The organism is Metabacillus idriensis (genome assembly GCF_009674765.1).
Classification (GTDB): Bacteria; Bacillota; Bacilli; order Bacillales; family Bacillaceae; genus Bacillus_P; species Bacillus_P idriensis.
Window position 1 is genome coordinate 962,618 of record NZ_WKKF01000001.1, and the last position, 25,983, is coordinate 988,600.

The 25,983-nt window shown below is 40.4% G+C and carries 25 protein-coding genes and 1 riboswitch; of the genes, 12 read left to right on the forward strand and 13 right to left on the reverse strand.

What is annotated here, in order from left to right:
* Window positions 1-13: 13 nt before the first annotated feature.
* From GJU41_RS04715 to GJU41_RS04725, 3 genes are all read left to right on the forward strand, one after another.
* Window positions 14-547: a 1,2-dihydroxy-3-keto-5-methylthiopentene dioxygenase gene (locus GJU41_RS04715; RefSeq protein WP_070876001.1), complete on the forward strand. Its 534-nt coding sequence runs from the start codon at window positions 14-16 to the stop codon at window positions 545-547.
* Between the two features lie 172 nt (window positions 548-719).
* Complete coding sequence (gene cbpA, locus GJU41_RS04720; protein WP_070876000.1) at window positions 720-1,376, forward strand: cyclic di-AMP binding protein CbpA; 657 nt, start codon at window positions 720-722, stop codon at window positions 1,374-1,376.
* A 429-nt stretch (window positions 1,377-1,805) separates the two neighbouring features.
* Entirely contained in the window at window positions 1,806-2,054 is a 249-nt protein-coding gene (locus GJU41_RS04725) for an aspartyl-phosphate phosphatase Spo0E family protein (RefSeq protein WP_070875999.1), read from the forward strand.
* Between the two features lie 173 nt (window positions 2,055-2,227).
* On the opposite strand, the gene GJU41_RS04730 is transcribed toward GJU41_RS04725, so the two are convergent.
* A complete protein-coding gene (locus tag GJU41_RS04730; RefSeq protein WP_070875998.1) occupies window positions 2,228-2,959 on the reverse strand; it encodes a ZIP family metal transporter in 732 nt (243 codons plus the stop codon).
* Window positions 2,960-3,239: 280 nt separating this feature from the next.
* Here GJU41_RS04730 and GJU41_RS04735 point away from each other — a divergent pair, with 280 nt between their 5' ends.
* Window positions 3,240-4,187, forward strand: coding sequence for an aldo/keto reductase family protein (locus GJU41_RS04735; protein ID WP_070875997.1), 948 nt, complete (start codon window positions 3,240-3,242; stop codon window positions 4,185-4,187).
* A 41-nt stretch (window positions 4,188-4,228) separates the two neighbouring features.
* On the opposite strand, the gene GJU41_RS04740 is transcribed toward GJU41_RS04735, so the two are convergent.
* A complete protein-coding gene (locus tag GJU41_RS04740) occupies window positions 4,229-5,734 on the reverse strand; it encodes an ATP-binding protein (protein ID WP_154318093.1) in 1,506 nt (501 codons plus the stop codon).
* Window positions 5,735-5,912: 178 nt separating this feature from the next.
* Here GJU41_RS04740 and GJU41_RS04745 point away from each other — a divergent pair, with 178 nt between their 5' ends.
* Window positions 5,913-7,478 (forward strand): bifunctional metallophosphatase/5'-nucleotidase, encoded by a 1,566-nt coding sequence (locus tag GJU41_RS04745; RefSeq protein ID WP_083328165.1) that lies wholly within the window; start codon window positions 5,913-5,915, stop codon window positions 7,476-7,478.
* 92 nt (window positions 7,479-7,570) lie between these two features.
* Window positions 7,571-8,020, forward strand: coding sequence for a MarR family winged helix-turn-helix transcriptional regulator (locus GJU41_RS04750; protein WP_070875995.1), 450 nt, complete (start codon window positions 7,571-7,573; stop codon window positions 8,018-8,020).
* 669 nt (window positions 8,021-8,689) lie between these two features.
* Here GJU41_RS04750 and motB read toward each other — a convergent pair.
* The gene (gene motB / locus GJU41_RS04755) at window positions 8,690-9,445 is read right to left on the reverse strand and encodes a flagellar motor protein MotB (RefSeq protein ID WP_070876268.1); all 756 of its coding nucleotides are present in this window, start codon (window positions 9,443-9,445) and stop codon (window positions 8,690-8,692) included.
* Window positions 9,438-10,229, reverse strand: coding sequence for a flagellar motor stator protein MotA (motA, locus tag GJU41_RS04760; protein ID WP_070876267.1), 792 nt, complete (start codon window positions 10,227-10,229; stop codon window positions 9,438-9,440). Before motA ends, motB begins: the two co-directional genes overlap by 8 nt.
* A gap of 162 nt (window positions 10,230-10,391) precedes the next feature.
* Here motA and GJU41_RS04765 point away from each other — a divergent pair, with 162 nt between their 5' ends.
* Together GJU41_RS04765 and GJU41_RS04770 are read left to right on the forward strand one after the other, a co-directional pair.
* Window positions 10,392-12,086: a M3 family oligoendopeptidase gene (locus tag GJU41_RS04765; protein WP_070876265.1), complete on the forward strand. Its 1,695-nt coding sequence runs from the start codon at window positions 10,392-10,394 to the stop codon at window positions 12,084-12,086.
* Window positions 12,087-12,478: 392 nt separating this feature from the next.
* Window positions 12,479-12,994, forward strand: a complete 516-nt coding sequence (locus GJU41_RS04770; protein WP_070876263.1) for an undecaprenyl-diphosphatase — start codon at window positions 12,479-12,481, stop codon at window positions 12,992-12,994.
* A 927-nt stretch (window positions 12,995-13,921) separates the two neighbouring features.
* Here GJU41_RS04770 and GJU41_RS04775 read toward each other — a convergent pair.
* The 7 genes from GJU41_RS04775 to GJU41_RS04805 all read right to left on the reverse strand — a co-directional run bounded on the left by GJU41_RS04775 (window position 13,922) and on the right by GJU41_RS04805 (window position 17,659).
* A complete protein-coding gene (locus GJU41_RS04775; RefSeq protein WP_070876260.1) occupies window positions 13,922-14,785 on the reverse strand; it encodes a DUF421 domain-containing protein in 864 nt (287 codons plus the stop codon).
* Window positions 14,786-14,809: 24 nt separating this feature from the next.
* Window positions 14,810-15,016, reverse strand: a complete 207-nt coding sequence (locus GJU41_RS04780; protein ID WP_070876258.1) for a DUF1657 domain-containing protein — start codon at window positions 15,014-15,016, stop codon at window positions 14,810-14,812.
* Window positions 15,017-15,028: 12 nt separating this feature from the next.
* Window positions 15,029-15,382, reverse strand: coding sequence for a stage V sporulation protein AE (gene spoVAE / locus GJU41_RS04785; RefSeq protein WP_070876256.1), 354 nt, complete (start codon window positions 15,380-15,382; stop codon window positions 15,029-15,031).
* On the reverse strand, window positions 15,383-16,396 hold the full coding sequence (gene spoVAD, locus GJU41_RS04790) for a stage V sporulation protein AD (protein ID WP_070876254.1): 1,014 nt from the start codon (window positions 16,394-16,396) through the stop codon (window positions 15,383-15,385).
* Complete coding sequence (spoVAC, locus tag GJU41_RS04795; RefSeq protein WP_070876252.1) at window positions 16,397-16,873, reverse strand: stage V sporulation protein AC; 477 nt, start codon at window positions 16,871-16,873, stop codon at window positions 16,397-16,399.
* 39 nt (window positions 16,874-16,912) lie between these two features.
* Window positions 16,913-17,377, reverse strand: a complete 465-nt coding sequence (locus tag GJU41_RS04800; RefSeq protein WP_070876251.1) for a YhcN/YlaJ family sporulation lipoprotein — start codon at window positions 17,375-17,377, stop codon at window positions 16,913-16,915.
* 78 nt (window positions 17,378-17,455) lie between these two features.
* The gene (locus tag GJU41_RS04805) at window positions 17,456-17,659 is read right to left on the reverse strand and encodes a DUF1657 domain-containing protein (protein WP_070876249.1); all 204 of its coding nucleotides are present in this window, start codon (window positions 17,657-17,659) and stop codon (window positions 17,456-17,458) included.
* Between the two features lie 245 nt (window positions 17,660-17,904).
* Between GJU41_RS04805 and GJU41_RS04810 the strand changes: the two genes are divergently transcribed.
* Window positions 17,905-18,552, forward strand: a complete 648-nt coding sequence (locus tag GJU41_RS04810) for a VOC family protein (RefSeq protein ID WP_070876247.1) — start codon at window positions 17,905-17,907, stop codon at window positions 18,550-18,552.
* A 27-nt stretch (window positions 18,553-18,579) separates the two neighbouring features.
* Here GJU41_RS04810 and GJU41_RS04815 read toward each other — a convergent pair whose 3' ends face one another.
* Window positions 18,580-20,652 (reverse strand): ATP-dependent Clp protease ATP-binding subunit, encoded by a 2,073-nt coding sequence (locus GJU41_RS04815; protein WP_070876245.1) that lies wholly within the window; start codon window positions 20,650-20,652, stop codon window positions 18,580-18,582.
* Between the two features lie 773 nt (window positions 20,653-21,425).
* On the opposite strand from GJU41_RS04815, the gene GJU41_RS04820 reads away from it, so the two are divergent.
* The 3 genes from GJU41_RS04820 to GJU41_RS24895 all read left to right on the forward strand — a co-directional run bounded on the left by GJU41_RS04820 (window position 21,426) and on the right by GJU41_RS24895 (window position 24,298).
* Window positions 21,426-22,481: a YkvI family membrane protein gene (locus tag GJU41_RS04820; RefSeq protein ID WP_070876243.1), complete on the forward strand. Its 1,056-nt coding sequence runs from the start codon at window positions 21,426-21,428 to the stop codon at window positions 22,479-22,481.
* A 258-nt stretch (window positions 22,482-22,739) separates the two neighbouring features.
* Window positions 22,740-24,083 (forward strand): hemolysin family protein, encoded by a 1,344-nt coding sequence (locus GJU41_RS04825; protein ID WP_070876241.1) that lies wholly within the window; start codon window positions 22,740-22,742, stop codon window positions 24,081-24,083.
* A gap of 89 nt (window positions 24,084-24,172) precedes the next feature.
* Entirely contained in the window at window positions 24,173-24,298 is a 126-nt protein-coding gene (locus tag GJU41_RS24895; RefSeq protein ID WP_224771363.1) for a DUF6254 family protein, read from the forward strand.
* A 197-nt stretch (window positions 24,299-24,495) separates the two neighbouring features.
* Here GJU41_RS24895 and GJU41_RS04830 read toward each other — a convergent pair whose 3' ends face one another.
* Complete coding sequence (locus GJU41_RS04830) at window positions 24,496-25,791, reverse strand: DUF2254 domain-containing protein (protein ID WP_083328178.1); 1,296 nt, start codon at window positions 25,789-25,791, stop codon at window positions 24,496-24,498.
* 93 nt (window positions 25,792-25,884) lie between these two features.
* A riboswitch (PreQ1 riboswitch) is annotated at window positions 25,885-25,929 on the forward strand.
* The last annotated feature ends 54 nt before the right edge of the window (window positions 25,930-25,983 follow it).

The window sequence follows — 25,983 nt, forward strand, 5'->3', positions numbered from 1 at the left end:
AGGAGGAATCACGATGGCAACGATACGATTACAGGAAACAAATGAAAGAATCTCTGATCAAAAGGAAGTAGCAGCCTTTCTTGTGTCTCAGGAAGTTATTTATGAACACTGGGATATCGAAAAGCTGCCGGAAGCTTTAAGAGAAAATTACAGTCTGTCAGATGAACAAAAAGAGGAAATTCTGCAAGTATTCAAGGATGAAATTGCGGATATTTCAGAGCGCCGGGGCTACAAGGCTCAGGATGTCATCTCTCTGTCTGAAAGCACTCCAAACCTTGATCAGCTGTTGCAAAACTTTCAGCAGGAGCATCATCACACAGATGACGAAGTGCGCTTCATCGTCAGCGGCCACGGCATTTTCATCATTCAGGGTAAAGACGGTTCTTTCTTCGATGTGGAACTGAACCCAGGCGACCTGATCTCCGTACCGCCGAACATCCGTCACTATTTCACTCTTCAGGAGGACCGGAAAGTTGTAGCCGTACGCATCTTCGTTACATCTGAAGGCTGGGTGCCGATTTACGAAAAAGAAGAACAGCAGGCTTAAGTTGAAATCCTCTTCACCTGGATGGTGAAGGGGGTTTTTTATTCAGCTGTTGCAAGACTGAAAAATCAGCAAGGCCGTTAAAATACCAAAATAATTTTAATTTTCTTTACTCTCTGCTGATTGTATGGTAAATTTTCAACAATAAATAAGCATTAAAGGGAGGATTGCAAAGATGAAGATTCGCTACAATTTCGTGAAAAAAGAGGATGTCAGGTACTGTAAGGCAGAAAGCACTGTAAAGGAAGCTTATGAATTGCTGAAGGAGTCAGGGTACCGGAGCATTCCGGTGCTTAAAGAGAATGGCACAGCTTTTGCCGGGTTAATCTATAAGGTTGATCTTCTTGATCATTATGTAGAAAAGCAGGGCAAGGACGAGGATTCGATCGAGTCTCTGATTCAGGATCCGGATGCGTTTATTTATGAAGAGGATTCTTTCTTTAAGACATTCCTTACAATCAGACGTCTTCCATTTTTAGCGGTGCTGAATGAGAAAGAAGAATTTTCTGGCATTATTACGCATGGCAACGTCATGGATGTTCTTGAGGATTCGTTTGGCATGAAGACAGGCGGATATATTCTGACAGTCGGCACGAAAGAGCATAAAGGAGCCATCAAGGAGCTAGTTTCAACTATTAAAGATGTAAACATCGAAGGCTTGCTTACGCTCGACAACGGGGATACATATTTAAGAAGAATCATCATCAATCTCTCTCATGACGTTTCAGAAAAAAAGCTGAACAAAATCATTAAGAAGCTGGAAGATAAAGATTTCCGGGTAACTTCTGTAGATGATGTGAATTTAGGAGAAAAAGTGCTGACGAAGCAGTAAGATTATTTTTAAATAATAGATTGTGAAAAGCAGACCGGAAATATTGGTCTGTTTTTATTTTTTTTAGAGATAAGAACTTTGCGCTTCGATGTCTAGCGGAATCGCTCAGGCTCCTCGGCCAGAACGAATCCGCAAGTATTGGCAAAAAGCGCCTTTACTGGAGGATCCTTATCTGTCATGCCTGAGCTAAACGGGCGCTTGCGCTTTTCTTATAAAAACAAGAAAAAATATGTTTTTCGTGGTTTTATATCTTTTTAAATCGGGTAAAAACGAGGTATCTTATCTATTTTTAACAAAATTGTCATAATTTCAAGCGTAAATATTGTCGATTATTGCTAATCTATTTACAAGTTTAGAAGTATCTGTAATACTTTATAAGTATATTTATTCCCAATATAGATACTTAAGAGATGATGCGGAGGGAAGAAAATGACAATTGAAATGAGCAAGTCTCAATTATTGGTGAGTATTGACTCTAAACGCAAGGAAATGATCGATACAGCAAGAGCAGGCGGGTATACGTGTGAAAGCGCCGTTCAGTGCAGTCAGGAATTGGACATGCTCCTAAATAAATATCAGCAAATTCTTTTTGAAGAAGAAAATAAAACAAATCCACCTTTCCTTCAATTTATTGAGTCTATGAAGAAATGGACAGCAAGGGACGGCTTAACGATATAAAAACCTAATACTCATGGGGAGTATTAGGTTTTTTTTTGAAAGATAAGAAAGTATAAAATTTTGCGCTTCAAGTCCAGCGGAATCGCTCAGGCTCCTCGGCCAGAACGGATCCTTATCTGACATGCCTGCGCTAAACGGGCGTTTGCGCTTTTCTTACCTGCAGGCATTTCATTTTATAAAGTTTCAATCAACACAATCATAAAGAGAATTCCCAGAATAAATGAATAGGTCGCATTCCTCTCGTTCCCGTCCCCGTGGCTTTCAGGAATGAGCTCTTTATAGATGATGAACAGCATGGCTCCCGCTGCAAAAGAAAGACCATAAGGGACGAGGTTTTCTACAATTGAAGTCAAGTAGTAACCCAGCAGGGAAGTGACAATTTCGACAGCCCCTGTCATTGTCGCTATAAGCAGGGCTTTGAATTTGCCGATATTCTGGTTTATAAGAAACAGGGCGACCAAAAAACCTTCTGGAGCATTTTGAAGCCCGATGGCAAAAGCAATTAAATTTCCGGTTTCGCTTTGATCAGATGCGTAGCTTACCCCGACTGACAACCCTTCAGGCAGATTATGCAAGGTGATGGCAGCAATGATTAGCATGGCTTTCTGGTCAAATTCAATCCCGTATTTTGAATGCTCAAGGTCAATGTGGGGGATTTTCTTTTCAAGTATTGTCAAGACGAGCACTCCCAGAAAAAGACCAGCACAAACCTGAAAAACTCCTCCCTGGTTCAGTGCTTCAGGAAGCAGGCTCATCATAGATGCAGCCATCATGATCCCGGCTGTAAAAGCGAGCAGGATATCTCTCCATCTGTGCGTGATGGTTTTTTGAAGAAACAAAATGGGAAGAGCTCCAATTCCTGTTGCCAGAGCTGATAACGTACTTCCGATTAATACCTCAGTCATGGTTGAACTCCTTTTCCTGCTTGTATGTATTAGCCATATTATAGCCGAAAAAAAACAAAAAAAGATAGCAAAAGGATTCATTCTTGTTTTTTCGCCATATGTGGCCATTATTTTCAGCAAAAAGATTGATTCCTGTTAATAATGAAAAAGATTAAGAAGGAAATGCTGCGACTTGTCGATTGTTGTCGAAAGGTGAACACTTCTCATCCTTTACGATTTTTGAAATTTCTGATAAGTTAAAGACAAAGGAATTTCATCACGTACAGCAGGGGGAATAGGTATGCACTATCGAAGGCTAGGCAGGTCGGGGTTAAAGGTAAGTGAAATCAGTCTTGGAAGCTGGCTGACATTCGGAAAAACAGTTGATGAGAAGTCAGCGGCAGAAATTATTCATAAGGCATATGAAGCAGGGATTAATTTTTTCGACAGCGCCAATGTGTATGAGCGCGGAAAAGCAGAAATTGTCATGTCGCGGGCACTTAAATCGTTTCCGAGGGATTCATATGTTCTGACGACAAAGGCATTCTGGCCAATGGGTGACGGTCCGAACGATAAGGGGTTATCAAGAAAGCATATTATGGAACAGGTTCATGCAAGCTTAAAGCGGATGGACCTCGAATATGTCGATATTTTTTACTGTCACAGATATGATCAGGAGACACCGCTTGATGAAACATTGAGGGCCATTGATGATCTTATCCGTCAGGGAAAGATTCTGTATGCAGGAGTCAGCGAATGGACAGCTGCGCAAATACAGGAAGCTATGAGTGTATCTGACCGCTATCTGCTTGACCGGATTGTCGTCAATCAGCCGCAGTACAATATGTTTCACCGTGATATTGAGGAAGAAATCATTCCAATGTGCGAAAATGCAGGAGTATCACAAGTCGTGTGGTCACCGCTTGCCCAAGGGATTTTAACTGGGAAGTATAAAGAAGGTTTAATCCCTAAAGGAAGCCGTGCATCCGGTGAAAACGTGAATTCATGGATGAAAAAAATCCTGAATGATATGGTGAACCGAAAAGTGGAGCTTCTCGATCAGCTTGCAAAGGAACACGACATCACACTTGCACAGCTTGCCCTTGCGTGGACGCTTAGGCAGCATAACGTGGCAAGCACGCTTGTCGGTGCATCTCACCCTGAGCAGATCATCGAAAATGCGAAGGCATCGGACGTTGCATTAGGGTATAGTGCACTGCAGCGTATTGAAGAGATCATAACAAGTTGAGGTTTTACATATGGAAAAAAAGAGTGAAAAGCATCTGCTTTTCACTCTTTTTCGGATAATGGAAGTGTAATGGTCACTTCTGTCCCTTTATTTAATTCACTGTCAATGGCAATTGTCCCTTTGTACATGGAGATGATGCGCTTGCACACAACTAGTCCAAGGCCAGTGCCGGTATCTTTCATAGTAAAGAAGGGGTGAAAAATTTGTGAAATGATATCCTCTGGTATGCCTTTTCCGGTGTCGGTTACTTTAATCACTGCGAAATCTCCCTGTTTTTGCACTTCAATGGTTAATTTGCCTTCATTTTTTTCGATTGCTTCTAATGAATTTTTCGCTAAATTCAGCAGCACCTGTTTAATATGATCCTTGGTGCAATTGATGAGAAGAGGTTCTTTATATAACCGGATATCCATTTCTGCGTTATAAAGGTTGGCTTCTGACCCGAGAAGAGGGGATAATTCAAGCACAATCGCATTTATATCATGGTCTGCATGGTGATGCGCAGTCGGTTTCCCGAGCACTAAAAACTCGCTGACAATTTCATTGATGCGCTGAATCTCTTTATCGATGACAGAGAAATAAAATTGATCTTCAGAGTCCTGGTATTTTTCCTGCAAAAGCTGAATAAACCCTTTTACACCTGTCAGCGGATTTCTTATTTCGTGGGCAGTGCTTGCTGCCAGCATTCCGACAAGTTCCACTTTTTGAGCATCCATCTGACTTTGTTCAATTTGAGCTTTTCTTTTTAAAAGGAAATTTTGAATGAGAATAAAAATGATGTTTAAAATTCCGAACGTGATCAGCATGTAAATCATGATGTCTTTTACATGATCGAGGCTTATCTTTGAATCTGGCGTTCCCTCAAGCCGCCAAGAGATCTGATCAAGGTAAACCCGCACCGGCTCAACTTTGGATGCTTCTTTCCCGTTATTAGACGAAAATAGAACATGATTGCTGTCATCAACAACTTTAATATTCAATCTCGGACTGATGACGTTGATGATATTCTGCAGATAATCTACTTTTAGCGCTGCAACTAATAAGTTCTCCACTTCGCCATTCTCATCAAAAATCGGTGTGCAAATCGACACGATGTAATCACCTGATATATTTCCGAAATAGGCATCTGATACTGTCGATTGTTTTGTTGCCAGAGCACTCTTAAAAAAAGCGCGGTGTTGAAGGTTGACGGTTTTCATCAATTGCATTGAACCTGCTGAAATGTCGCCATTTTTTTTGACAAAATAAAGACCTGAAAAACGGGGCTCCTGATCATGCGCCTGTGTCAGCACACGCTGAATTTTATCCCTGTCCGTTTCTTCTTCAAGAACAAGCGCCATTGATTCCAGTCTTGCTTTTGTATCCTGAATCAAACTATCAATCTGATTTTTATGAACGTTGATCATAAAAGCTGCTTCAGAGCGATATGAATCCATGATTTTATCTTTTTGGTAATAATAAATGCCCGTATTGATAATTAGGGATGGAATCAGCACGATCATAAGATAGATCGATGCTTTTTTTAATCTATTAGGATCTTTCAGCAAAGTTATCGCCCCAAATAAGAGATTGCCCGGTTATGAGCATACTATACGAATTATAAACCATTTAATTGGAATGTACTAGGAAAGAAGGAGAGAAAACGCTTTGCCATAAAACCTATTTTCTTCTATTGTAGAGAACTTGAAAGTTAGGTATGATGGAAAGAAAAGGGAGGGGTTTCTCATAGAAACAGTGAGATTGACGATCTTGCAGACAAGTGATTTACATGGTCATATTCTTCCGCTTGTTTACAGTACAAACGAGGAAGAATGCCTCGGTCTTGCAAAAATTTCAACCATCATTAACAAAGAGAGAACTGAATGTGAAAACGTCCTTCTCATTGATAATGGAGATTGCATCCAGGGAACCCCGCTTACGTATTATTATGCAAAAAAAGCTCCAGATCAGCAGAACCCTGTCATTGCAGCAATGAATGCGACCGGATATGATGCGGCAGTAATCGGCAACCATGAGTTCAATTACAGCAGTGATTTTTTGAAAAAAGCTGCCGGGCAATCTGAATTCCCATGGCTGTCAGCTAATATCATAGAAAACGGCGAGCCTCTATTCGGCAAACCATATATAATGAAAAGATACAGCGGTGTAAAGGTTGCGGTGCTTGGGGTAACAACCCATTATATCCCGAACTGGGAGGACCCGAAGCATATTGAAAAGCTCTCCTTTCACGATGCCTTTGAATCAGCTAAGTATTGGACCGAATACATAAGAAAGAATGAGTCGCCTGACCTGCTGATTGTCTCATACCATGGCGGTTTTGAACGCAATCTTCAAACTGGAGAGCCGACAGAAGCACTGACCGGCGAAAATCAGGCCTATCAATTTTGCCATGAGATTGATGGAATCGATGTGCTGCTCACCGGACATCAGCACCGGTCCATTTCAGGCGAATTAAATGGAGTAACAGTTATTCAGCCTGGGTTTAATGGGCGATTTGCCGGAAAGATTGACGTAACCTTCGAAGTTGATGACAACGGAGTTTATATTAAAGAGAAAAAGCCAGAGCTTGTAGACCTGAGCTTAATTGAAACAGATCAGAGGATCGTTGAGTTGATTCAGCCCTTCGAAAAAGAAACACAAAAATGGCTGGATCAGCCAATTGGAAAAATCACCGGGAATATGCAGATTGAAGACCCCTTTGCTGCCCGGATGGAGAAAACAGCTTTTATAGAATTTATCAATAAGGTACAAATGGATGCAGCAGGAACGGATATCTCTAACACGGCTCTTTTTGATAATGCATCAAGAGGCTTTCCCAAAAACCCGACCATGCGGGATATTGTATCAAACTATATCTATCCAAACACATTAAAGGTTCTTCGTTTAAAAGGAAGCGACATTAAAGCGGCACTTGAACGTTCAGCTTCATACTTTATGTGCGGAGAGGACGGTGCAGTCATTGTGAATCCGAAGTTTCAGGACCCGAAGCCCCAGCATTATAACTATGACATGTGGGACGGAATTGAGTACATACTTGATGTCTCAAAACCAATCGGCGAGCGGACCGTGCTTCTTCTGAAAAATGGAAAACCTCTTGATCTTGAGGGGGACTATGACGTTGTGATGAATAACTACCGGGCCTCAGGCGGAGGAGAATACACCATGTTTAAAGGAAAAGAAGTCATCAAAGAAGTTCCTGTTGATATGTCTGAGCTGATCGCGAACTATTTACTGGAGAAAAAAGAAGTACAAGCATCTCTAAATACGAATTGGAAGGTCATTTGCTCGTAAGATTCATTGCCATATTGACATTTCAGCATCCATTTTGTATCATTATTATTATTTAGAATTCAAGATATTTAGTTATCGAAGGATTGATGAAAATGAAAGATCAACAGCAAATTGAACAATCGTTAAAATTATTTATCGTTTTATCCCGTGCGCACCGCGCGATTAATGATCAAGTAAATAAGCACATTTCAAGCTTCGGGCTGAATCCGACTGAATTTGCCGTTCTTGAACTTCTTTATCATAAAGGAGATCAGCCTCTGCAGCAAATCGGCGGGAAAATTCTTTTAGCAAGCGGGAGCATCACATATGTGGTCGACAAGCTTGAACAAAAAGGACTCTTGGTTCGAAAAGCATGCGAAAAAGACCGCCGCGTTACCTTTGCCCAAATAACGGATAAAGGAAAGCAGCTGATCGAGAGCATTTTCCCATCGCACCAAGAGCGTTTAGACGAAATTGTCGGCGCGCTCACATCAGAAGAAAAGCAGACCGTCATTGATTTAATCAAAAAGGTTGGCTATCATGCTCGGGATCTTCAGGATTGAGATGAGCTTAAAATGAAAGCAGTGCGGAAAAACTACCCGTTTTTCCGTGCTGCTTTTTTTCCTGTTCTTTTTTGGCTGAGAGTAGCCAGACGATTGCCAGTTAATCCTCATGCATTTTGTCATGTCTACGCAATACCATTCGCACAACGATCGTTTGCCCAATCAAGGCGCCTGTTTGATTCCACAAATCGGTTCAATTCTAGAAAAAGTGAAATCGTACCCTCCAAAACCGAGAAACGATCTGGGAGGGTAAGGAAACGAGTGAATCGTACCCTCCAAAACCGAGAAACGATCTGGGAGGGTAAGGAAACGAGTGAATCGTACCCTCCAAAACCGAGAAACGATCTGGGAGGGTAAGGAAACGAGTGAATCGTACCCTCCAAAACCGAGAAACGATCTGGGAGGGTAAGGAAACGAGTGAATCGTACCCTTCAAAACCGGAAAACGATCTGGGAGGGTAAGGAAACGAGTGAATCGTACCCTCAAAAACCGAGAAACGATCTGGGAGGGTAAGGAACGGCCGGAATCGTACCCTCCAAAACCGAGAAACGATCTGGGAGGGTAAGGAAACGAGTGAATCGTACCCTTCAAAACCGGGCAACGATCTGGGAGGGTAAACAAACGTACCTTATCAAGCAAACAAAAAAAGCGTCCTTAAACGGACACTTTTCACTGGTTCTGTTCAATTGGAAGAATCAAAATCTCAACGCGGCGGTTTTTTTGCTGGCCTTGTTTCGTCTTGTTTTCTGCAACTGGATTGTACTCTCCAAATCCCTTTGCAGAGAAAGCTCTTGGATCAAGCTTTTCATTTTCAAGCAAAAGCTTCATGAAGTTGACAGCACGCATCACACTTAAGTGCCAGTTGGATTCATATTCCGCGTTTTGGATCGGCACGTTGTCTGTGTGGCCGCTGACGATGATATTCCGCGGGGGATTCATGACCAGAAGTTTTGAAATTTCCTTCGCCAGCTGTTCATCTTTTTTGCGGATGTCAGAATTGCCTGAGTCGAAAAAGATATCATTTAAAATGGTGATCAAAAGTCCTTCATCTGTCAGCGTGGTCTTTAATTTCGTTTCAAGACTGTTTGCTGCAATGTAGGCATTCACTTTTTGTTGAATTTCTTTTAATTTCTCCTGCTCAAGAGTTTCCTGTTTTTCTTTGTCCGGATTCTTTTCTTTTTCCTGATCAAGCTTCTCCATTTCGCCGTCAGGGATCGGACTTGGGTATTCAAGAACGCCGGTTCCGCCTGTAAATGTGCTGTTGAAAGCCCGGGCAAGCATTTGAAATTTCTGGGCGTCCACTGAGCTCATGGCAAAGAGGACAATGAAGAGGGCAAGCAATAGCGTCAATAAATCGGCGTAAGGCAAAAGCCAGGATTCATCAACGTGCTCTTCCTCATGTTTCTTTTTTTTCTTTCTAGCCATCCAGACTCTCTCCTTCCGCGAAAAGCTGTTTTCTTTCGTGTGACGGAAGATAGGTGGCAAGCTTTTGTTCAATCGCTTTTGGAGCCTGCCCTTCTAGTACGGATAACACTCCTTCGATCATGACGTATTTTACTTTTGCTTCCTGCTTCGACTTTCTTTTGAGTTTATTTGCAAAAGGGTGCCAAAGTACATAACCGGTAAAAATCCCCATAAGCGTTGCCACAAAGGCAGCCCCAATTGCTTTTCCTAACTCATCCGTATTATCCATATGGGAAAGAGCGGCGATTAATCCTACTACTGCTCCAAGTACTCCAAGAGTAGGAGCATACGTGCCCGCCTGTGAAAAGATAGAGGCGCCGGCTAAATGGCGTTCTTCCATGGCATCTATTTCTTCCGTCATGACATCGCGGATAAATTCAGCGTTTTGTCCGTCAACAGCCATGCTCAGCCCGTTCTTTAAAAAAGGATCTTCAACATCTGAAATCTTCGCTTCAAGAGCTAGCAGTCCTTCTTTTCTAGCAACCTGAGCCCATTCGGAAAACATCGGAATCAGTTCCTGTATGCTGTGCGATTGCTGTTCTTTAAAAATCACACCGAACAGCTTTGGCACTCTTTTAATCTCACTTGTGGGAAAAGCGGTAACTACTGTTGCAATGGTACCCGCAATAATAATCAGCAAAGCAGCAGGATTTAATAAAACAGCAGGGCTCACACCCTTCATAAACATGCCGACACCAACGGCAACAAGGCCTAAAATTAATCCAAAAAGCGACGTTTTATCCATACTCTCACCAAATCTTTCTTTCGTTACGTTTTGTTACTGTTTATATCGTCATCTTTTTATGAACTTTAAGAGCAGAATGAAAAGAGAAAGAGAGGAATCAGGACTTTTTTCTCGAATAAAGAGGAGGGCAAGTCATTTTTTAAAGAGAGTGGGGAATTACATATGAAATTTCAGGAATACGAATACAAAAGACCGGTTAAGAGAGAGATTGAAGCAGCATTTCATGAGGCGCTTGAATTATTTAAGCAGGCAGAAAGCCTGGAAAAGCAGGAAGAGGCTCTTGATCAGCTGAATGTCATCCGCGGCAATCTTTCAACAGCCTTCAATCTCTGTTACATCCGCCATACGATTGATACAAATGATGAGTTTTACAAGGAAGAACAGGACTATCTTGACGAGCTGGAACCGCATATCAAAGCAATGGATACGGAGTTTTACAAAGCGCTTGTCAGCTCAAACTTCCGCAATGAATTGGAAGAGAAATACGGAAAACAGCTTTTTGCGCTTGCTGACGCACAGCTGAAAACGTTCTCTCCTGAAGTGCTTGAAGATTTGCAGAAAGAAAACAAACTTGTGTCAGAATATACGAAGCTTGTTGCCTCCGCAAAAATTGAGTTTGATGGAAAAGAGTACACACTTGCCCAGCTTGAACCGCTGCTGGAATCTAAAGAGCGCGACACAAGAAAACGTGCATCTGACGCATACTTCGGGTTTTACGCTGAAAATGGAGAAAAGCTCGATGAGATTTTTGACAAGCTCGTAAAAGTCCGGACACTTATTGCAAAGAAATTAGGCTTTGCAAATTTTGTAGAGCTTGGCTATGAAAGAATGCAGCGCATTGATTTTGATGCAGCGATGGCGAAGAACTTCCGTGATCAGATTCAGGAATACATCGTTCCGATGGCAACTAGATTAAGAGAACGCCAGCAGGAACGCTTAGGGCTTGATACTCTTGCTTTCCCAGATGAGAAACTTCAATTTACAACTGGAAATGCTACTCCTAAAGGAGATGCAGAGTGGATTATCGCGAACGGGAAAAAGATGTACGAAGATCTGTCTCCTGAAACAAATGAGTTCTTTGATTTCCTGATTGAACGGAACCTTATGGATCTGCTTGCTCAAAAAGGAAAGGCAGGCGGAGGATACTGCACATATATTGAGAATTATAAAGCTCCATATATCTTCGCGAACTTTAACGGAACAAGCGGGGATATTGATGTTTTGACGCATGAAGCAGGACATGCATTCCAAGTATATATGAGCCGTCATTTTAATTTATCTGAGTATCACTTCCCGACGCATGAAGCGTGCGAAATTCATTCTATGAGCATGGAGTTTTTCACGTGGCCGTGGATGGAAACCTTTTTTAAGGAAGATGCAGAGAAATATAAATTCAGCCATTTAAGCGGAGCGCTGTTATTCTTGCCGTATGGCGTAACGGTCGATGAGTTCCAGCATTTCATCTATGAAAATCCTGAGGCTACACCGAAGGAACGCAAACAGGCATGGAGAGAGATTGAACGGAAATACTTGCCGCACCGCAATTACGAGGATAATGAGTTCCTGGAAGAAGGCGGATTCTGGCAGCGTCAGGGACATATCTTTAATTCTCCATTCTATTATATTGACTACACACTTGCTCAAATTTGTGCCCTGCAGTTCTGGAAAAAGATGCATGAAAATAAAGAGCAGGCATGGGCAGATTATCTACACCTATGCAAACAGGGGGGAAGCCAGTCTTTCCTTGAATTAGTAAAGACTGCAAACCTGATCTCACCTTTCGAAGATGGATGTGTACAATCGGTCACAGGCGACATTCGAGAGTGGCTTGAGAATGTGGATGACAAAAACCTTTAATAAAAAAATCGTCACCATATGCTAAGAGGTTTCGTTTTGGGAGAGAATACAGCATATAGCAGTAGAAATAGCAGGCTAATTCACACATGAATTAGACCTGCTATTTTTCTTGCTATATCAAGGTTTAATAGTGATTTTGTTATATTTTATAAAAAAGTTTATTCCATTAAAGGAAAGTTTAATGGAACAATACAGGGAGCTGTATTTTATGTCTAGTCGTTGAAATGAGGAATTGTTAACTGGTGGTAACGTCTCACAAGTTTATCGCTCAGGATTTTAAGTCATAAGATTGTGTCAAATGTCTTTATTAAGAGAATTCGTTTTCCCGAGTTTACATATTTTTTCACTTAGGAGGGTATTTTATGTGTAATTAAAAGTTAGGAGATTATTTTATGAACTACAAAGTATTTAAGGCGATCAATCAGCTTTCTGGACGTTGTTCTCCAATTGATTTGCTGATGATATGGATATCCAAAAATATTCGTTATGTTTTTATTTATGTTTTGATTTTCATGGGGGTTAAAAATGATTTTTACAAAGAAGTGACTCGTAAAGCATTAATATCTGTGTTGGTAACTTTGGTTATTAACACTTTAGTTAAATTGTTTTATTTTAAACCTCGTCCTTTTGTAAAACGTCGGGTCGGTATACTCATTCCTTCAAAAGTGGATTCTTCTTTTCCAAGTAAACATACACTGCTTGTATTTGCTATATCTGCATCTATCTTTCTTTATGATCGTATCCTTGGTTCAATCATGGGGATATTATCTGTTTTGACGGGCTTCTCACGAATTTGGGTAGGACATCATTATCCATCTGATATTATCGGAAGTGCCTTTATTGGCACAATAGCCAGTGTTATCCTGGATAAATTTACTAGGTGTGCAAATTATCTAGTCCGTCAATAGCAGCTTAAGTAAATCATGTGTGATTATTCTGTTAGCAGTCTGTTTACCAACAGAAAAATTATTTTCGGATTATTTTATAATGAATATTATATACTGGAAAATAAAAAATTACGAAGTGGCCAAAGATGTTTATTAGGCCTAGGAGTTAATTCAGCTGTTTATGAATAAGAAGAAATTTAAATAGAAATATGCTGCATATATTGGATAATATTTTAATAATAAATAAATGCTGAGAGCAGTGAAAACTGCTCTTTTTTTGTGTGATTTTAATAACTATTGTTTTAATAGTACAGATTGTAACTTCATTTGAATGTCAGAAAAACACTAAATGAAGTTGATTCTACAATGTACACAACAAGAACAAGAAACCAGTTTTTATCCAAAATGCAAGCCAGCTTGTTACATTGCAGGGAAGCAGTGAGGTGCCTTTATCTGGTAAACTCTTAAAGACTTTCTGTCAGTCTGCAGGTTTCGGTTCGGTATTATATGGACCGATAACAGCGGTCTCTGCAGGGCCTTCGCCTACAATTCATAGGGTCCTGTTCTACTTGCGGCAATCCTACACACCGAAAGAAAAAGATCAAAAGGAAAGCAGCCAATTATGGCTGCCTTTTTATTGTTATTTCCCTTTTGAATCCGAATCTTAAAAAAGCTAAAGCAAACTACACAAGCTGAAGTTTTAGTACATAGTTTGCTATTAATATCTGCCTTTACCGCCATAGTTGGAACCTTCAGCGATGTATGCCTACTTGCATCAACGTTCATTCATATAAATACAGTAGCTTTTTAATGTTTTTTGTATAGTGAATACACTTTTCTTTTTTTCTTCTATTTTTAATGGGAGAAAGTGGGCATTAATTGCTTCAGATGCCATTTTCTTTCTATTCACAGGGCAGTAATCATATCAACCTGCAAATGTATTGTTTTTTAGTTATTTTGGAGTATTGGCAATAACTTGTTTAGAATATCATCTACACGTTTACTATTATTCAAATACATTTGTTTCGCTTCCTTTGATTCTGTTTGAAGTGAAAATAGTTCCAAATCAGCCTGACATTTTTTTAAGGAGGCTAAGAGCAGTGGTTTTTCTTGTGGAGAAGGCACATTGATTTGATCATCGTAAAGATCGATGGTTAACTGTCCGTCTGAATCGATTTGACCAAGAAAAACATTATCAACAGATACGCCTATTTTTTCTAGTTCTTCGTTTAACCATCCCCGGTTAAAACCACGAGTGGAGAGGGGTTCATCTAAAATGTTGCCATCCATAATTATAGTTTGAGGTTCTTTTACTGAAGCTACTTTGATTTGAAGGTCATTTGCAGTTAGAGGCTGTTTTTCTCTTTTTAGCATAACACTAAGATCTCCATTTGGTTCGATTACAGCAAATTCAACATCGGACACTTGAAAGATGCTTTTATTTCTTAGTTGCTCAAGTAATTCATCTGTAGTATACCGTTCCTTCTTTAAGTTTTCTTCCATAACTTTTCCATCTTTAATGACTACTGTAGCTTTTCCTTCTACAAAATCTCTTATTTTTTTGCTTTTTAAGGAAAAAAAACCAATCATAATTGGAAATATTGTCCAAATTGTCATGCTGATAAGCCCGTGCATGATATTCCGTTCTAACCCCATGGTTACTTCTGCTGCAATACTTCCGATTGTAATCCCAGTTACGTATTCAAAAAAAGACAATTCAGCTAATTGTTTTTTACCTAGCCATTTTGTTAATAAAAACAGAGCAATTAAAAAAGTAAAAGTACGTATAATAATGTCTATCCAATCTAACATACATTGACTCCTTTGAAATACGACCTATTTTCCTTTATATTGGGGTTCTTCGAATTCAAGTTGACCAATTCTTTCTTTTAAATCTGATATTGTCTTTTCTACTTCTAACATACCCTCATGATAAACTTGTTTTGCGTGATCGTCAGATGACTTTAGTGCCAGGTTACTTAAGGACGCCTGTACTCCTTTTAGGATTACCATACATTGTTTAACTTTCGATGCTACTGTCATTCTTGTCCCTCCTTATCCTTTGGGTTTAAACATTAAAGCCCCTATAAAACCAAATATTATGGCTGCAGAAATACCTGCACTCGTTACTTTAAACATTCCTGTAATTACACCTATGATGCCGTGTTTTTCTGCTTCTGCCATGGCTCCATCCACAAGAGCATTTCCAAAGCTTGTGATTGGAACAGTCGCTCCAGCTCCTGCAAAATCTATTAAAGGCTCATATAATCCGATTCCATCAAGAATTGCACCTGCTACAACTAAAGTTGTCATCGTATGTGCAGGTGTCAATTTAAAAACATCAAACATAATTTGACCAATGACACAAATAGCTCCGCCAATCACAAAAGCCCAAAAAAGGATTGCCATCTACTCAGCTCCTCCGTATTCAATAGAAACCGCATGAGCGATACAAGGAATCGTTTCATTTTGCTGGAAAGTCAAGGGAGAAAGAAGTGCTCCTGTAGCCACCACCAGCATTTTTTTAAATTCACCTTTTTTCATTCGATTTAATAAATGACCGTAAACAACCGTAGCAGAACAGCCGCATCCACTCGCACCGGCCAATACAGGCTGTCCATCACGGTAAATCATCATCCCGCAATCTTGAAATTTTTCTTTTGTAAATGAGAAACCATGTTTATTCAGCAAATCCAGAGCAATATGATGACCGATTTCACCTAGGTCACCTGTAACAATAAGATCATAATAGGAAGGATCTATCTTTCGATCTCTTAAATGGGCTTCAATGGTGTCCACAGCTGCCGGTGCCATTGCTCCTCCCATATTAAATGGATCAGACAACCCCATGTCGATCACTTTTCCAATCGTGGCAGAAGTCACATATGGACCTTCACCCTGGTCACTTAAAATTGCACTTCCAGCACCTGTAACCGTCCATTGTGCAGTAGGGGGTTTCTGTCCGCCGTACTCTGTCGGGTAGCGAAATTGCTTTTCTACAGCTGCATTATGGCTTGCTGTTCCAGTCAATACGTATTTTGCTCCTTTTCCATTCACGATGAATGCTCCCATCGCAAGTCCCTCCATCGAAGTGGAACAAGCACCGAATAAACCGAGATAAGGAGCTTCCAATGTGCGGCAAGCAAAACTAGTACAAGTAATCTGATTAATAAGGTCTCCAGCCAGGATAAATTGAATATCCTCTTTTTGAAGACCTGCTTTTTCAATTGCTTTTTGACAGGATTCTTCAAATAATACGGTTTGAGCTTGTTCATAAGTATCTTGACCAAGCCATAAATCTTCATGAAGAAGATCAAAATCTTCAGCAATTTGACCATTTGCTTCAAAAGGACCTCCAATTGTTCCAGTTGAAATGATCACAGGTTTATTTTCAAACATCCATGTCCGATGTCCTTTTAACATTTATAAACCTCCATATTGAATTAAAAGAGTTTTAATTATTGCAATTACAAATGCGGAAAATACCCCAAATAAAATAACGGAACCTGCTAACTTAAACATGTTGCCTCCAACTCCTAACACGAAACCTTCTGTACGATGTTCAATAGCTGCAGAGATTACCGAATTACCGAATCCTGTAACAGGAACCGCTGTTCCAGCTCCTCCAAACTGGGCCATGCGGTCATAGACGCCAAACCCTGTTAACAGCATTGAAATAAAGATCAAAGTAGCAACAGTAGGATTCCCGGCGTTTTGTTCTGTAAAATCGAAATAGTTAATATACATCATTGAAATAAGCTGGCCTATGAGACAAATAAAACCGCCAACAAAAAAGGCTTTGATGCAATTGGATATCACAGGTCTTTTTGTTTCATGTTCAGCTTGAAATTTTTGGTATTCTTGTTGAACCGGTGTTACTTCTTTATTTTTATTTGCCATATTAAAATACCTTTCCAAAGAAGATAAGTTGATTGGAGTTTATGCTTCGTCCTCAGTCTTCTTTTTTATCTTTTTAAGTTCTTTCCCTATTTTTTCAGTGTCCATTTTCGGTTCATCTAATTTACTTTCCAATTCATCAAGCTTGTTAAAAATCTTTTGATCCGTACTTACATGAATGTCCATGTTCGGGTTTTGTTTTTTCACTTGCTTCTTTATTTTCTTTCTGAGACTTTTTAACTGAAATCGTTCAAAATGTTTTGGTTTTACTGCCATAAACATTTCTTTGTCAGTATTCACCGCTTTAACATCTGTAATTTCTGGCATTGAAAGAATATCCTCTTTAGCTTGTTGAGAAGGAAACTGATTTTTTTGTTCATACGCTATTTGAGTAGGAGTGTCATCCTTCTTTTTTTCGTCATCCTCTTTTGATTGATTACAGCCTGATGAATATATGGCTAAAAATAAAATAAGTACCGGAACAGCCTTTGATTGAATTTTTCTCATGAGATCACCTCATTGCTTGTATGTAAAAAAGAAGGGGAAAAGGATGACATTCACCATCCTCTTCATAAATAAAAATGCTTATTGTTTATATTGCGGCTCTTCTTGTTCGATTTCTTGCAATCGATTGCTTAAAGAATCAACTATAGACTGTGCTTGTTGAGCAGCATTTTGATACAGTTGTTTGGCTTGCTGGTTCTCGGTATCAAGAGCAAAAGTCTCAAGACTTGCCTGAGCACTTTTTAATCCTGCTAAAGTTGTTTTTATATTGCTTGCTACTGTCAATATGTTTCCTCCTTAGAATTAATTTGAAAACATATATAGATTTCCATATTCAACCTTTAATTATACATCCTTTTTTATTGCCCTTTTTATTGCTAACTATAATGTGATTTTAGGTTTCCTTCCCTAAACATAATCCGTTAAGCATATGCTGGCGGTTTTTTCGTCTGTAAGAAGGAGTGTTATTCAGTATAAAGACTGAATCTAAATCTGATGAGGTGCTTTAAGATAAAGAGGAGAGAGGGGAAATGAAAATGAAATTTGTGCATATACAGTTAGAGTGCAAACATCTTGAAGAAATGAAAACATTCTACACCGATATGCTGAAATTGAGATTGATAGATGATAAAAGGGATCGTTTTACTGTAAAAGCAGGTTTAAGCAGATTAACCTTTATTAAAGCTGAGAATCGGTCCTATTATCATTTATGCTTTAGAACGAATGAATCTTTTTTTGATGTCATGTTTCAGGAATTGGAGAGTCTACTGCTGCCCGGCGAAGATGGGGCAGTGAGCCTGTACTGGAAAGGAAAGCAGGCGTATTTTCATGATCCGGAAGGCAATGTGCTTGAAATGCTTGAAAGAAAGGAGGAGGTCCCGGATCTTCTATTAGAATGGCATGACATCGTGGAAGTCGGGCTGCCATGTGGCAGTGTTGAACATATGCGGAGGGAATTAGCTTTTTTGGGTAATCAGTTTGAGAGTGAATCTGATTTGTTCGCTTTTCACGGAAATGGTGACGGTTCTGTCGTGGTGGTGAAAGAAGGCAGGCATTGGTACCCGACACAAAGAGGTTCGGAGATTCATCCGATTGTTCTTGAAGTCGAGGATAAGGCAGAGTTTGAGTACAGTCATCCTGTATATCCATATAAAATTAGTGCAAAAAAAGAGTACTGATCCTTGGGGTCAGCACTCTTTTCCATTTTATTTAGCTTCTACAGAAATCTTATCATTTGAAAGCTTTACTACAAGTTCTGTCATCTCATTGCCGTCAAGCAAGACGTCAGCAATGGAATCTTCTACATGCTCTTGGATCACTCTGCGGAGCGGACGTGCGCCGAATGCAGGGTGATAGCCGAGTTCGGCGATTTTTTCTTTTGCATCATCTGTGATGCTGAGCGTTATTTTCTGCTCAGCCAATGTTGCTTTCAGATCATCAAGCATAATGTCGACGATTTCAAGAAGATGCGTTTTTTCAAGTGATTTGAATTCAATGATGCTGTCAAAACGGTTCAGAAACTCCGGTTTAAAGAATGAGCCGAGAGAGTCTAATAAAGAACTTTCGTTTAAGGCTTCATTGCTTCCGAATCCGACTGTGACTTTTTTGTGGCCGATGCCGGCGTTGCTCGTCATGATAATAACAGTATCTTTGAAGCTGACAGTTCGGCCCTGACTGTCTGTCAATCTGCCATCTTCCATCACTTGAAGGAACATGTGCTGCACATCAGGATGTGCTTTTTCAATTTCATCAAGCAGGATAATGCTATAAGGGTTCCGGCGGACTTTTTCGGATAATTGTCCAGCTTCCTCATGGCCAACGTAGCCGGGAGGGGACCCAATGATTTTAGAGATCGAATGCTTCTCCATGTACTCACTCATATCAAGACGGATAAGCGAGTCGCGTGAACCAAACAGTTCAGAGGCAAGTGTTTTCGTCAGCTCTGTTTTACCGACACCTGTTGGTCCGACAAACAGGAAGGATCCAATTGGCCGTTCTTTTGATTTCAATCCCGCACGGCTGCGGCGGATCGCTTTGGCTACTTTTTTAACAGCGTCGTCCTGGCCGATTACTTTTCCTGAAAGCTTAGTCTCAAGGTTCTTCATTTGAGCCTGCTCGTTTTCCTGCAGCTTGCCGACTGGAATGCCTGTTTTCTTTTCAATGATTGCCTGAATATCTGCAAGATCGACTACAGCATTAACAGGTGTCTGCATTTTCTCAAGCTTGACCTCTTCATCGCGCAATTTTGCAGCAAGCTCGTAGTTTTCTTCCTTTGTAGCCTGAGCTTTCTTTCTGGCAATTTCGGCTAACTGTCCGCTGATATCTTCGCCGCCGCCTGCTTGAAGGTTCTTTTTCGAACCGGCTTCATCCAGCAGGTCAATCGCTTTATCAGGCAAGAAACGGTCCTGAATGTAGCGGTTTGACAATGTGACAGTCGCTTTAATGGCTTCTTCGGTATATGTCACCTCATGGTATTTTTCATATTTATCCTGAATGCCTTTTAAGATTTCAACGGCTTTATCAAGAGATGGTTCAGACACCATGACAGGCTGGAATCGGCGTTCAAGCGCTGCATCTTTCTCGATTTGTCGGTACTCTTTTAGCGTCGTCGCACCGACAACCTGCAGCTCGCCGCGTGCAAGGGCAGGTTTTAAAATATTGCCGGCATCCATTGATCCTTCAGCTGAACCTGCGCCAACGAGAAGATGAATTTCATCGATAAATAGGATAATGTTTTTCTTTTGCTGAAGCTCAGAAATCAATTGCTTCATTCTTTCTTCGAATTGACCGCGTATGCCTGTGTTTGCAACAAGCGAAGCCACATCAAGCAAGTATACTTCCTTGTTTTTCAGCTTGGCAGGCACATCGCCTTCTGCAATTTTAAGTGCAAAGCCTTCAACTACAGCTGTTTTACCGACACCCGGTTCACCGATTAGAACGGGGTTATTTTTGTTTCTTCTGTTCAAAATTTCAATTAATCGTTCGACCTCTGCATCTCTGCCGATAACAGGATCAATGACTCCCGCTTTTGCCGCCTGCGTTAAGTTGCGGCCAAGCTGGTCAAGAAGACCATTGCCGCCTTGTTTTTGGATTTGACCTTCTGCATTTCCTTGCTGAAACGGTTGTGAAGGAGGTACTGGACCAAATCCTCCGCTTGGAACAGAGCTTCTATATCGTGCATAACAATCAGAGCAAATCATTACTTGGTGACGCTCCTGATTAATTTGAAGAGTTAAATGAACAGATGCTTTCTTAGCTTGACAATGTTGACATAGCATAGTGAAAACCTCCTGATAAATAATTTGATCTTGACTATCTTTGACTAATTAAGTTAGTAAAAAATCACCTCATAGGATGATCTTGATTCATATTATAGTTTGACCTTATTTGACTTTCAAGTATTTTGCTTAAAATTTTTTTTGGTACCTTTTCACCAGGTGATAATCTGATCTGCTTCAACGCTAGGATCAGTGCTTAAAGGTAAATACTACAATAAAGGTGACCTACGATCTATTTTGCTTCAGAACCGCATAGGCAGCACATTATCTGGGCTCCGACACTGGATAAGTGCAACATAACCAAGTTTGCAGCACTAAATGTGGGTTTCGTCACGAGGTAAGTGTGCTGCATAACCAAGTTTGCTGCACTAAATGTGGGCTTCGTCACGAAGTAAGTGCTTCAAAACCGTATATGCAGCACTTACTATAAGCTTCAACACGAAGTAAGTGCTTCAAAACCGTATATGCAGCACTTACTATAAGCTCCAACACGAGGTAAGTGCTTTAAAACCGTATATGCAGCACTTACTGTATGCTCCAATACAAGGTAAGTGCTTTAAAACCGTATATGCGGTACTTAATCAAGGCTCCAACACCAGATAGGTCCCTCATAATCTTATTAATATTTAAATTCTATTGAATGCAACACTACTGACAAATTTTTTACTGCAAACCCGATTGAACCGCATTCAGGTTGTACTTCTTTCTTAACATCTTGTCTCATATACATGGTAAGAGTTCAGCTAACGCATTCATCGTAACGGGGGTAGAAGATGAAGAATCGATGGTTTCAGGTTGTTCAAATCGCAGCTGTATATGTCGGAACGGTTGTCGGGGCTGGCTTTGCAACTGGACGGGAGATTGTAGAATTTTTCACGCAGTTTGGCCTGTTTGGCATACTCGGTATTTTAATATGCGGGTATTTTTTTATGCATCTTGGTGCAAAGGTGATGATCATTTCAAAGCGGATCGGGGCAAAATCGTACCAGGATTTTAATCTGTTTCTATTTGGAAAGTCGTTTGGATTTATTATTAATATTTTTATGCTGATTGTCTTATTCGGAGTAACATCCGTTATGCTGTCTGGTGCCGGGGCTATTTTTGAGGAGCAGCTCGAATATTCAAGGCAGTTTGGCGTTCTTCTGACCATACTGCTTACAATGATCGCCATGTCATTCGGTTCCAAAGGGCTGTTTAGCGTCAATATTATTGTCGTGCCGCTTTTAATTCTCTTCAGTGTGCTTGTGGCGGCATCATCATTTGATGCTCATACGTTTTCATCTTATCAGCTGCACCATGCTCCATCGTTTAAATGGATCATTTCAGCGATTTCCTATGCGGCTTTTAATCTTGCGATGGCTGAGGCCGTTTTGGTTCCCCTTGCTCAGGAGATTGAAGATGAGAGTGTTGTGAAGTGGGGGGGGATCGTTGGCGGGGCAACCCTCACATTTATATTGCTCAGCAGCCATTTTGCTCTGTCTACGCTTCCTGATGTGATGACGTACGATATCCCAATGGCTGAAGTGATGAAAGCCTCTGTTTTTTCCTTCTTCTTCATATATATAATGGTCATTTACGGGGAAGTTTTCACGTCAGTCATCGGTAATTTATTCGGTCTTGAACGCCATTTGGTGCGGGTGATTCCAATCCCGAGGATGATCATTATCCTCATCCTGCTGAGCGGAGCTTTTTTCGTCAGTCAAATTGGCTACAGCTCTCTGATTGCCTTTCTCTATCCGATCTTTGGCTATATGAGCATCATTTTTCTGGTATTAATGATGGTCCGCAAAACCCCTCATCATGATCATAATAAAACAATGAAAAAGTAAGAATAATCAAACAATTTAAACATAAAGGCTTGATTATCATCATAATTATGAAGAAAACTGGCATTTTTCCTGTTTGACTGCTGAAGTTGTTCATATTATGATGTTTTTAATATTATCTGAATTTTTTATATCTTCTAAAGAGGTGATGAGATGGGGTATTAACTTTTCATAGGAGGTTTTGCACCATCGTATGCCTAATAGATTGAAATTTTTCAGGAGGTGACTCCTTTTCTGTCTCAGGCGGAAGAGGGAATTTATTTGGACATAGTGAATTTGTTCATTATTGCGATTTTAATTGCTGCCACTGCTTTTTTTGTAGCATCGGAGTTCGCAATTGTAAAAATTCGAAGTTCCCGCATTAATCAGCTGATTGAAGAAGGAAATAAACAGGCATTATCAGCGAAAAAAGTAACGGATAACCTGGATGAATATTTATCAGCTTGCCAGCTAGGGATCACCATTACAGCACTCGGGCTCGGGTGGCTTGGGGAACCGGCAATTGGAAGACTGCTGCATCCAGTTTTTGAAAGGTTTGACATGCCGAGTTCAGGTGTTCAATTTTTGTCAGTTGCCATTGCTTTTGCCATTATCACATTTCTGCACGTAGTGGTGGGGGAGCTTGCGCCAAAAACAGTAGCGATTCAAAAAGCAGAGCGAATTACGCTTACCTTTTCAAAGCCGTTAATGGCTTTTTACCGTCTCATGTATCCAGTCATTTGGATATTAAATGGCTCTGCACGGCTCCTGACGAGCTTTTTTGGAATGAAGCAGGTCTCAGAGCATGAGCTTGCACACAGTGAGGAAGAACTGAGAATTCTCCTGTCTGAAAGCTATGAGAGCGGAGAGATCAATCAATCTGAATACAAATATGTGAATAAAATCTTTAAATTTGATGACCGCATAGCGAAAGAAATTATGGTGCCCCGCACGCAAATTGTCTCGCTTGAAATTGAAGAGACGCTGCAGTCGCATTTGAAGATTATCAAAAGTGAAAAATATACAAGATATCCCGTTGTTGACGGCGATAAAGACCATATCATCGGAATGGTGAATATAAAAGAAATTTTTACGGACTTATTTCAATCAAAACAAACGGATCATTTTTCATTGAAAACGTATATTAGGCCTGTTATTCAAGTTATCGATTCCGTGCCGATTCAAGAACTTCTGCTGAAAATGCAAAAAGAGCACATTCATATGGCCATTCTGATTGATGAATACGGAGGAACCGCAGGACTTGTAACAGTTGAAGATATATTAGAGGAAATCGTAGGCGAAATCAGGGATGAATTTGATGCTGATGAAGTGCCGCTTGTCCAAAAAATCACGGATGATCAATATGTGATCGATGGAAAGGTATTAATAAGCGAACTGAACGATTTATTCGGACTTGAAATGGAAGACACAGATGTAGATACAATCGGCGGATGGCTGCTGACTGAGAAATACGATATAAAAAAAGGGGAACTGGTTGAATTCGGATCCTTTACATTTAAAGTGAAGGACATGGAAAACCATCATATCCGCTATCTCGAAATGACCCGAAAAAAAAAGGAGGATAGTTCCCCGCTTCTTCAGAAGGGAATCGCTGCCACACAATGAGATGCTTTTTCCAGCATCTTTTTTTGCGTAAAAATCTGCGTCTGAGGATAAAATAAACCTGAATCTCATAATTAAAGGAGACCGTTAATATGACTCAATCAAAAGGCCAAAAGCAGAGACAATGGGACATCCGCAAAGAATCACAAAATGAGCATGGCAAAGTAAAGCCTTTTAAAGAGCTCGAGCAGGAAGGCACTCAAAATAATAAAAAATAGGCCGAAAAAAAGGAATCCGAATGTGGCGGATTCCTTCTTTTCGCTTACAAAATGAAAGTATAAAATTTAGCGCTTCGATGGCGAGCGGAATCGCTCGGGCTCCTCGGCCAGAAAGGATTCGAAAGTATTGGTACATTTCGCCAATACTTTCGAATTCTTTTCTGTCTGTCGGAGCTAACCGGGCGGCTGCGCTTTTCTTACAATATCCGTTCTGTTTCTTCTTTACCGCATGCGTTCGCAAGCTTTTTCAGCTGTTTATTTAACATGGTTTTATCAAGGCTGAGCCATTCTTGCTGTTTAATTCCTTCATAAATGTAGGCTGAAAACTCCCAAACCTCTTGTTTGATTTCATTCCGGTTCGTTTCTGCTACCAATATTAATGCTTTCAGCACAGAAGCCATTACGGAGACATCCTCTTTTCCGTAGTGACGGATCTGATAAAAACTTTCATATAAGTAGTCGGTAAATGTTGGTTTAGGCAGAACAATCCTGATTTGATTTTTGCTGTCACGATGATAAGGAGAAGGGGAATGATTTTTTCCGATCTTCGTCAAAATCTGGGCCAGGTGTTCCATACATGCAATCGCAGTCTCAGGGTCATTTTTCCCGGGAGCAATTCCTCTAAGCGCAATCTCGGCAATTTTTTGGATGCCGAACTCAATATCATGCTTGGACTCATGATCTGTGTTAAAGGTGATAAATTTAAGAATTTCATCCTCATCTAAAGACTCACTTTCTGATGAGACCAGCAGCAAAGGTGTATCCACATCGACATAATCCCCCTGATCTTTTGTAAACGAGATGACAAGCTGCTCTTTTTCCGCAAAGTCAATCAGTTCTGAAAGGGCAATATCCTGAATGTAGCCTTCATACCTGCTTTTTACTTCAAATGTTTTTTCTTTATCTAATGAAAAATCTTCTTCTGGATTGTCTGTTCTTTTTTTGTCTTCTATAGATGATAGGGTTTCTTTTGTGATATTGGAGATTACGTTGCCGACTTTTATCCATTCGGTCATATGGTGGATGAGAAAAACGAACATGCCAACACATATAAAGGCGACGATGATCGCCAGGGTCGGTACGATAAAATCGTTGCTTGTCTCATTTTCCCTCACTTGATTTAGCAGGACGAGGGAATAAATGTAGCCCCCGATAAAAACTCCAAGCACCCGCTGGATTTTGGAATCTGAGTTGAAATTGTGCATCGTCCGCGGCGAAAAATTAGCCAGGAAGGTTGTCAGTACGACAAGCACTGATGAAAACGTAATCGTCGTCATCGTTAAAAGCGAAGTCGAAGTAGCGCTGAGAATGGTATGAGCAAGTTCCTTATCTGTTAAAAAGACAGATGGAATATGCTTATAATAACCGTTTTCTGCAAGATATCTGTCTCCTGTCATACTCAGTACTGCAAGAATGAAAAAAAGAACTGCGTAGATTGCCGGTGTGATCCAAAAATTCGATTTCACTTTGACGAGAATCGGTTTAATAGGCATGAGCTGTCCCCCTGTATAAAATAGATTGAAGTGTCTGGCCGTTCGTGGTATAGTATGAACGGTAAAAATATTGATAAATTCCGTGCAGTTTGTGCGGGAGAGGTTCTAGCACAACCCTCTATAAAAAACTAAGTATGAACTGTATCCAAGTGAGGTATAGTTTTTTAGTTGGGGATTTACATGCTAGACACT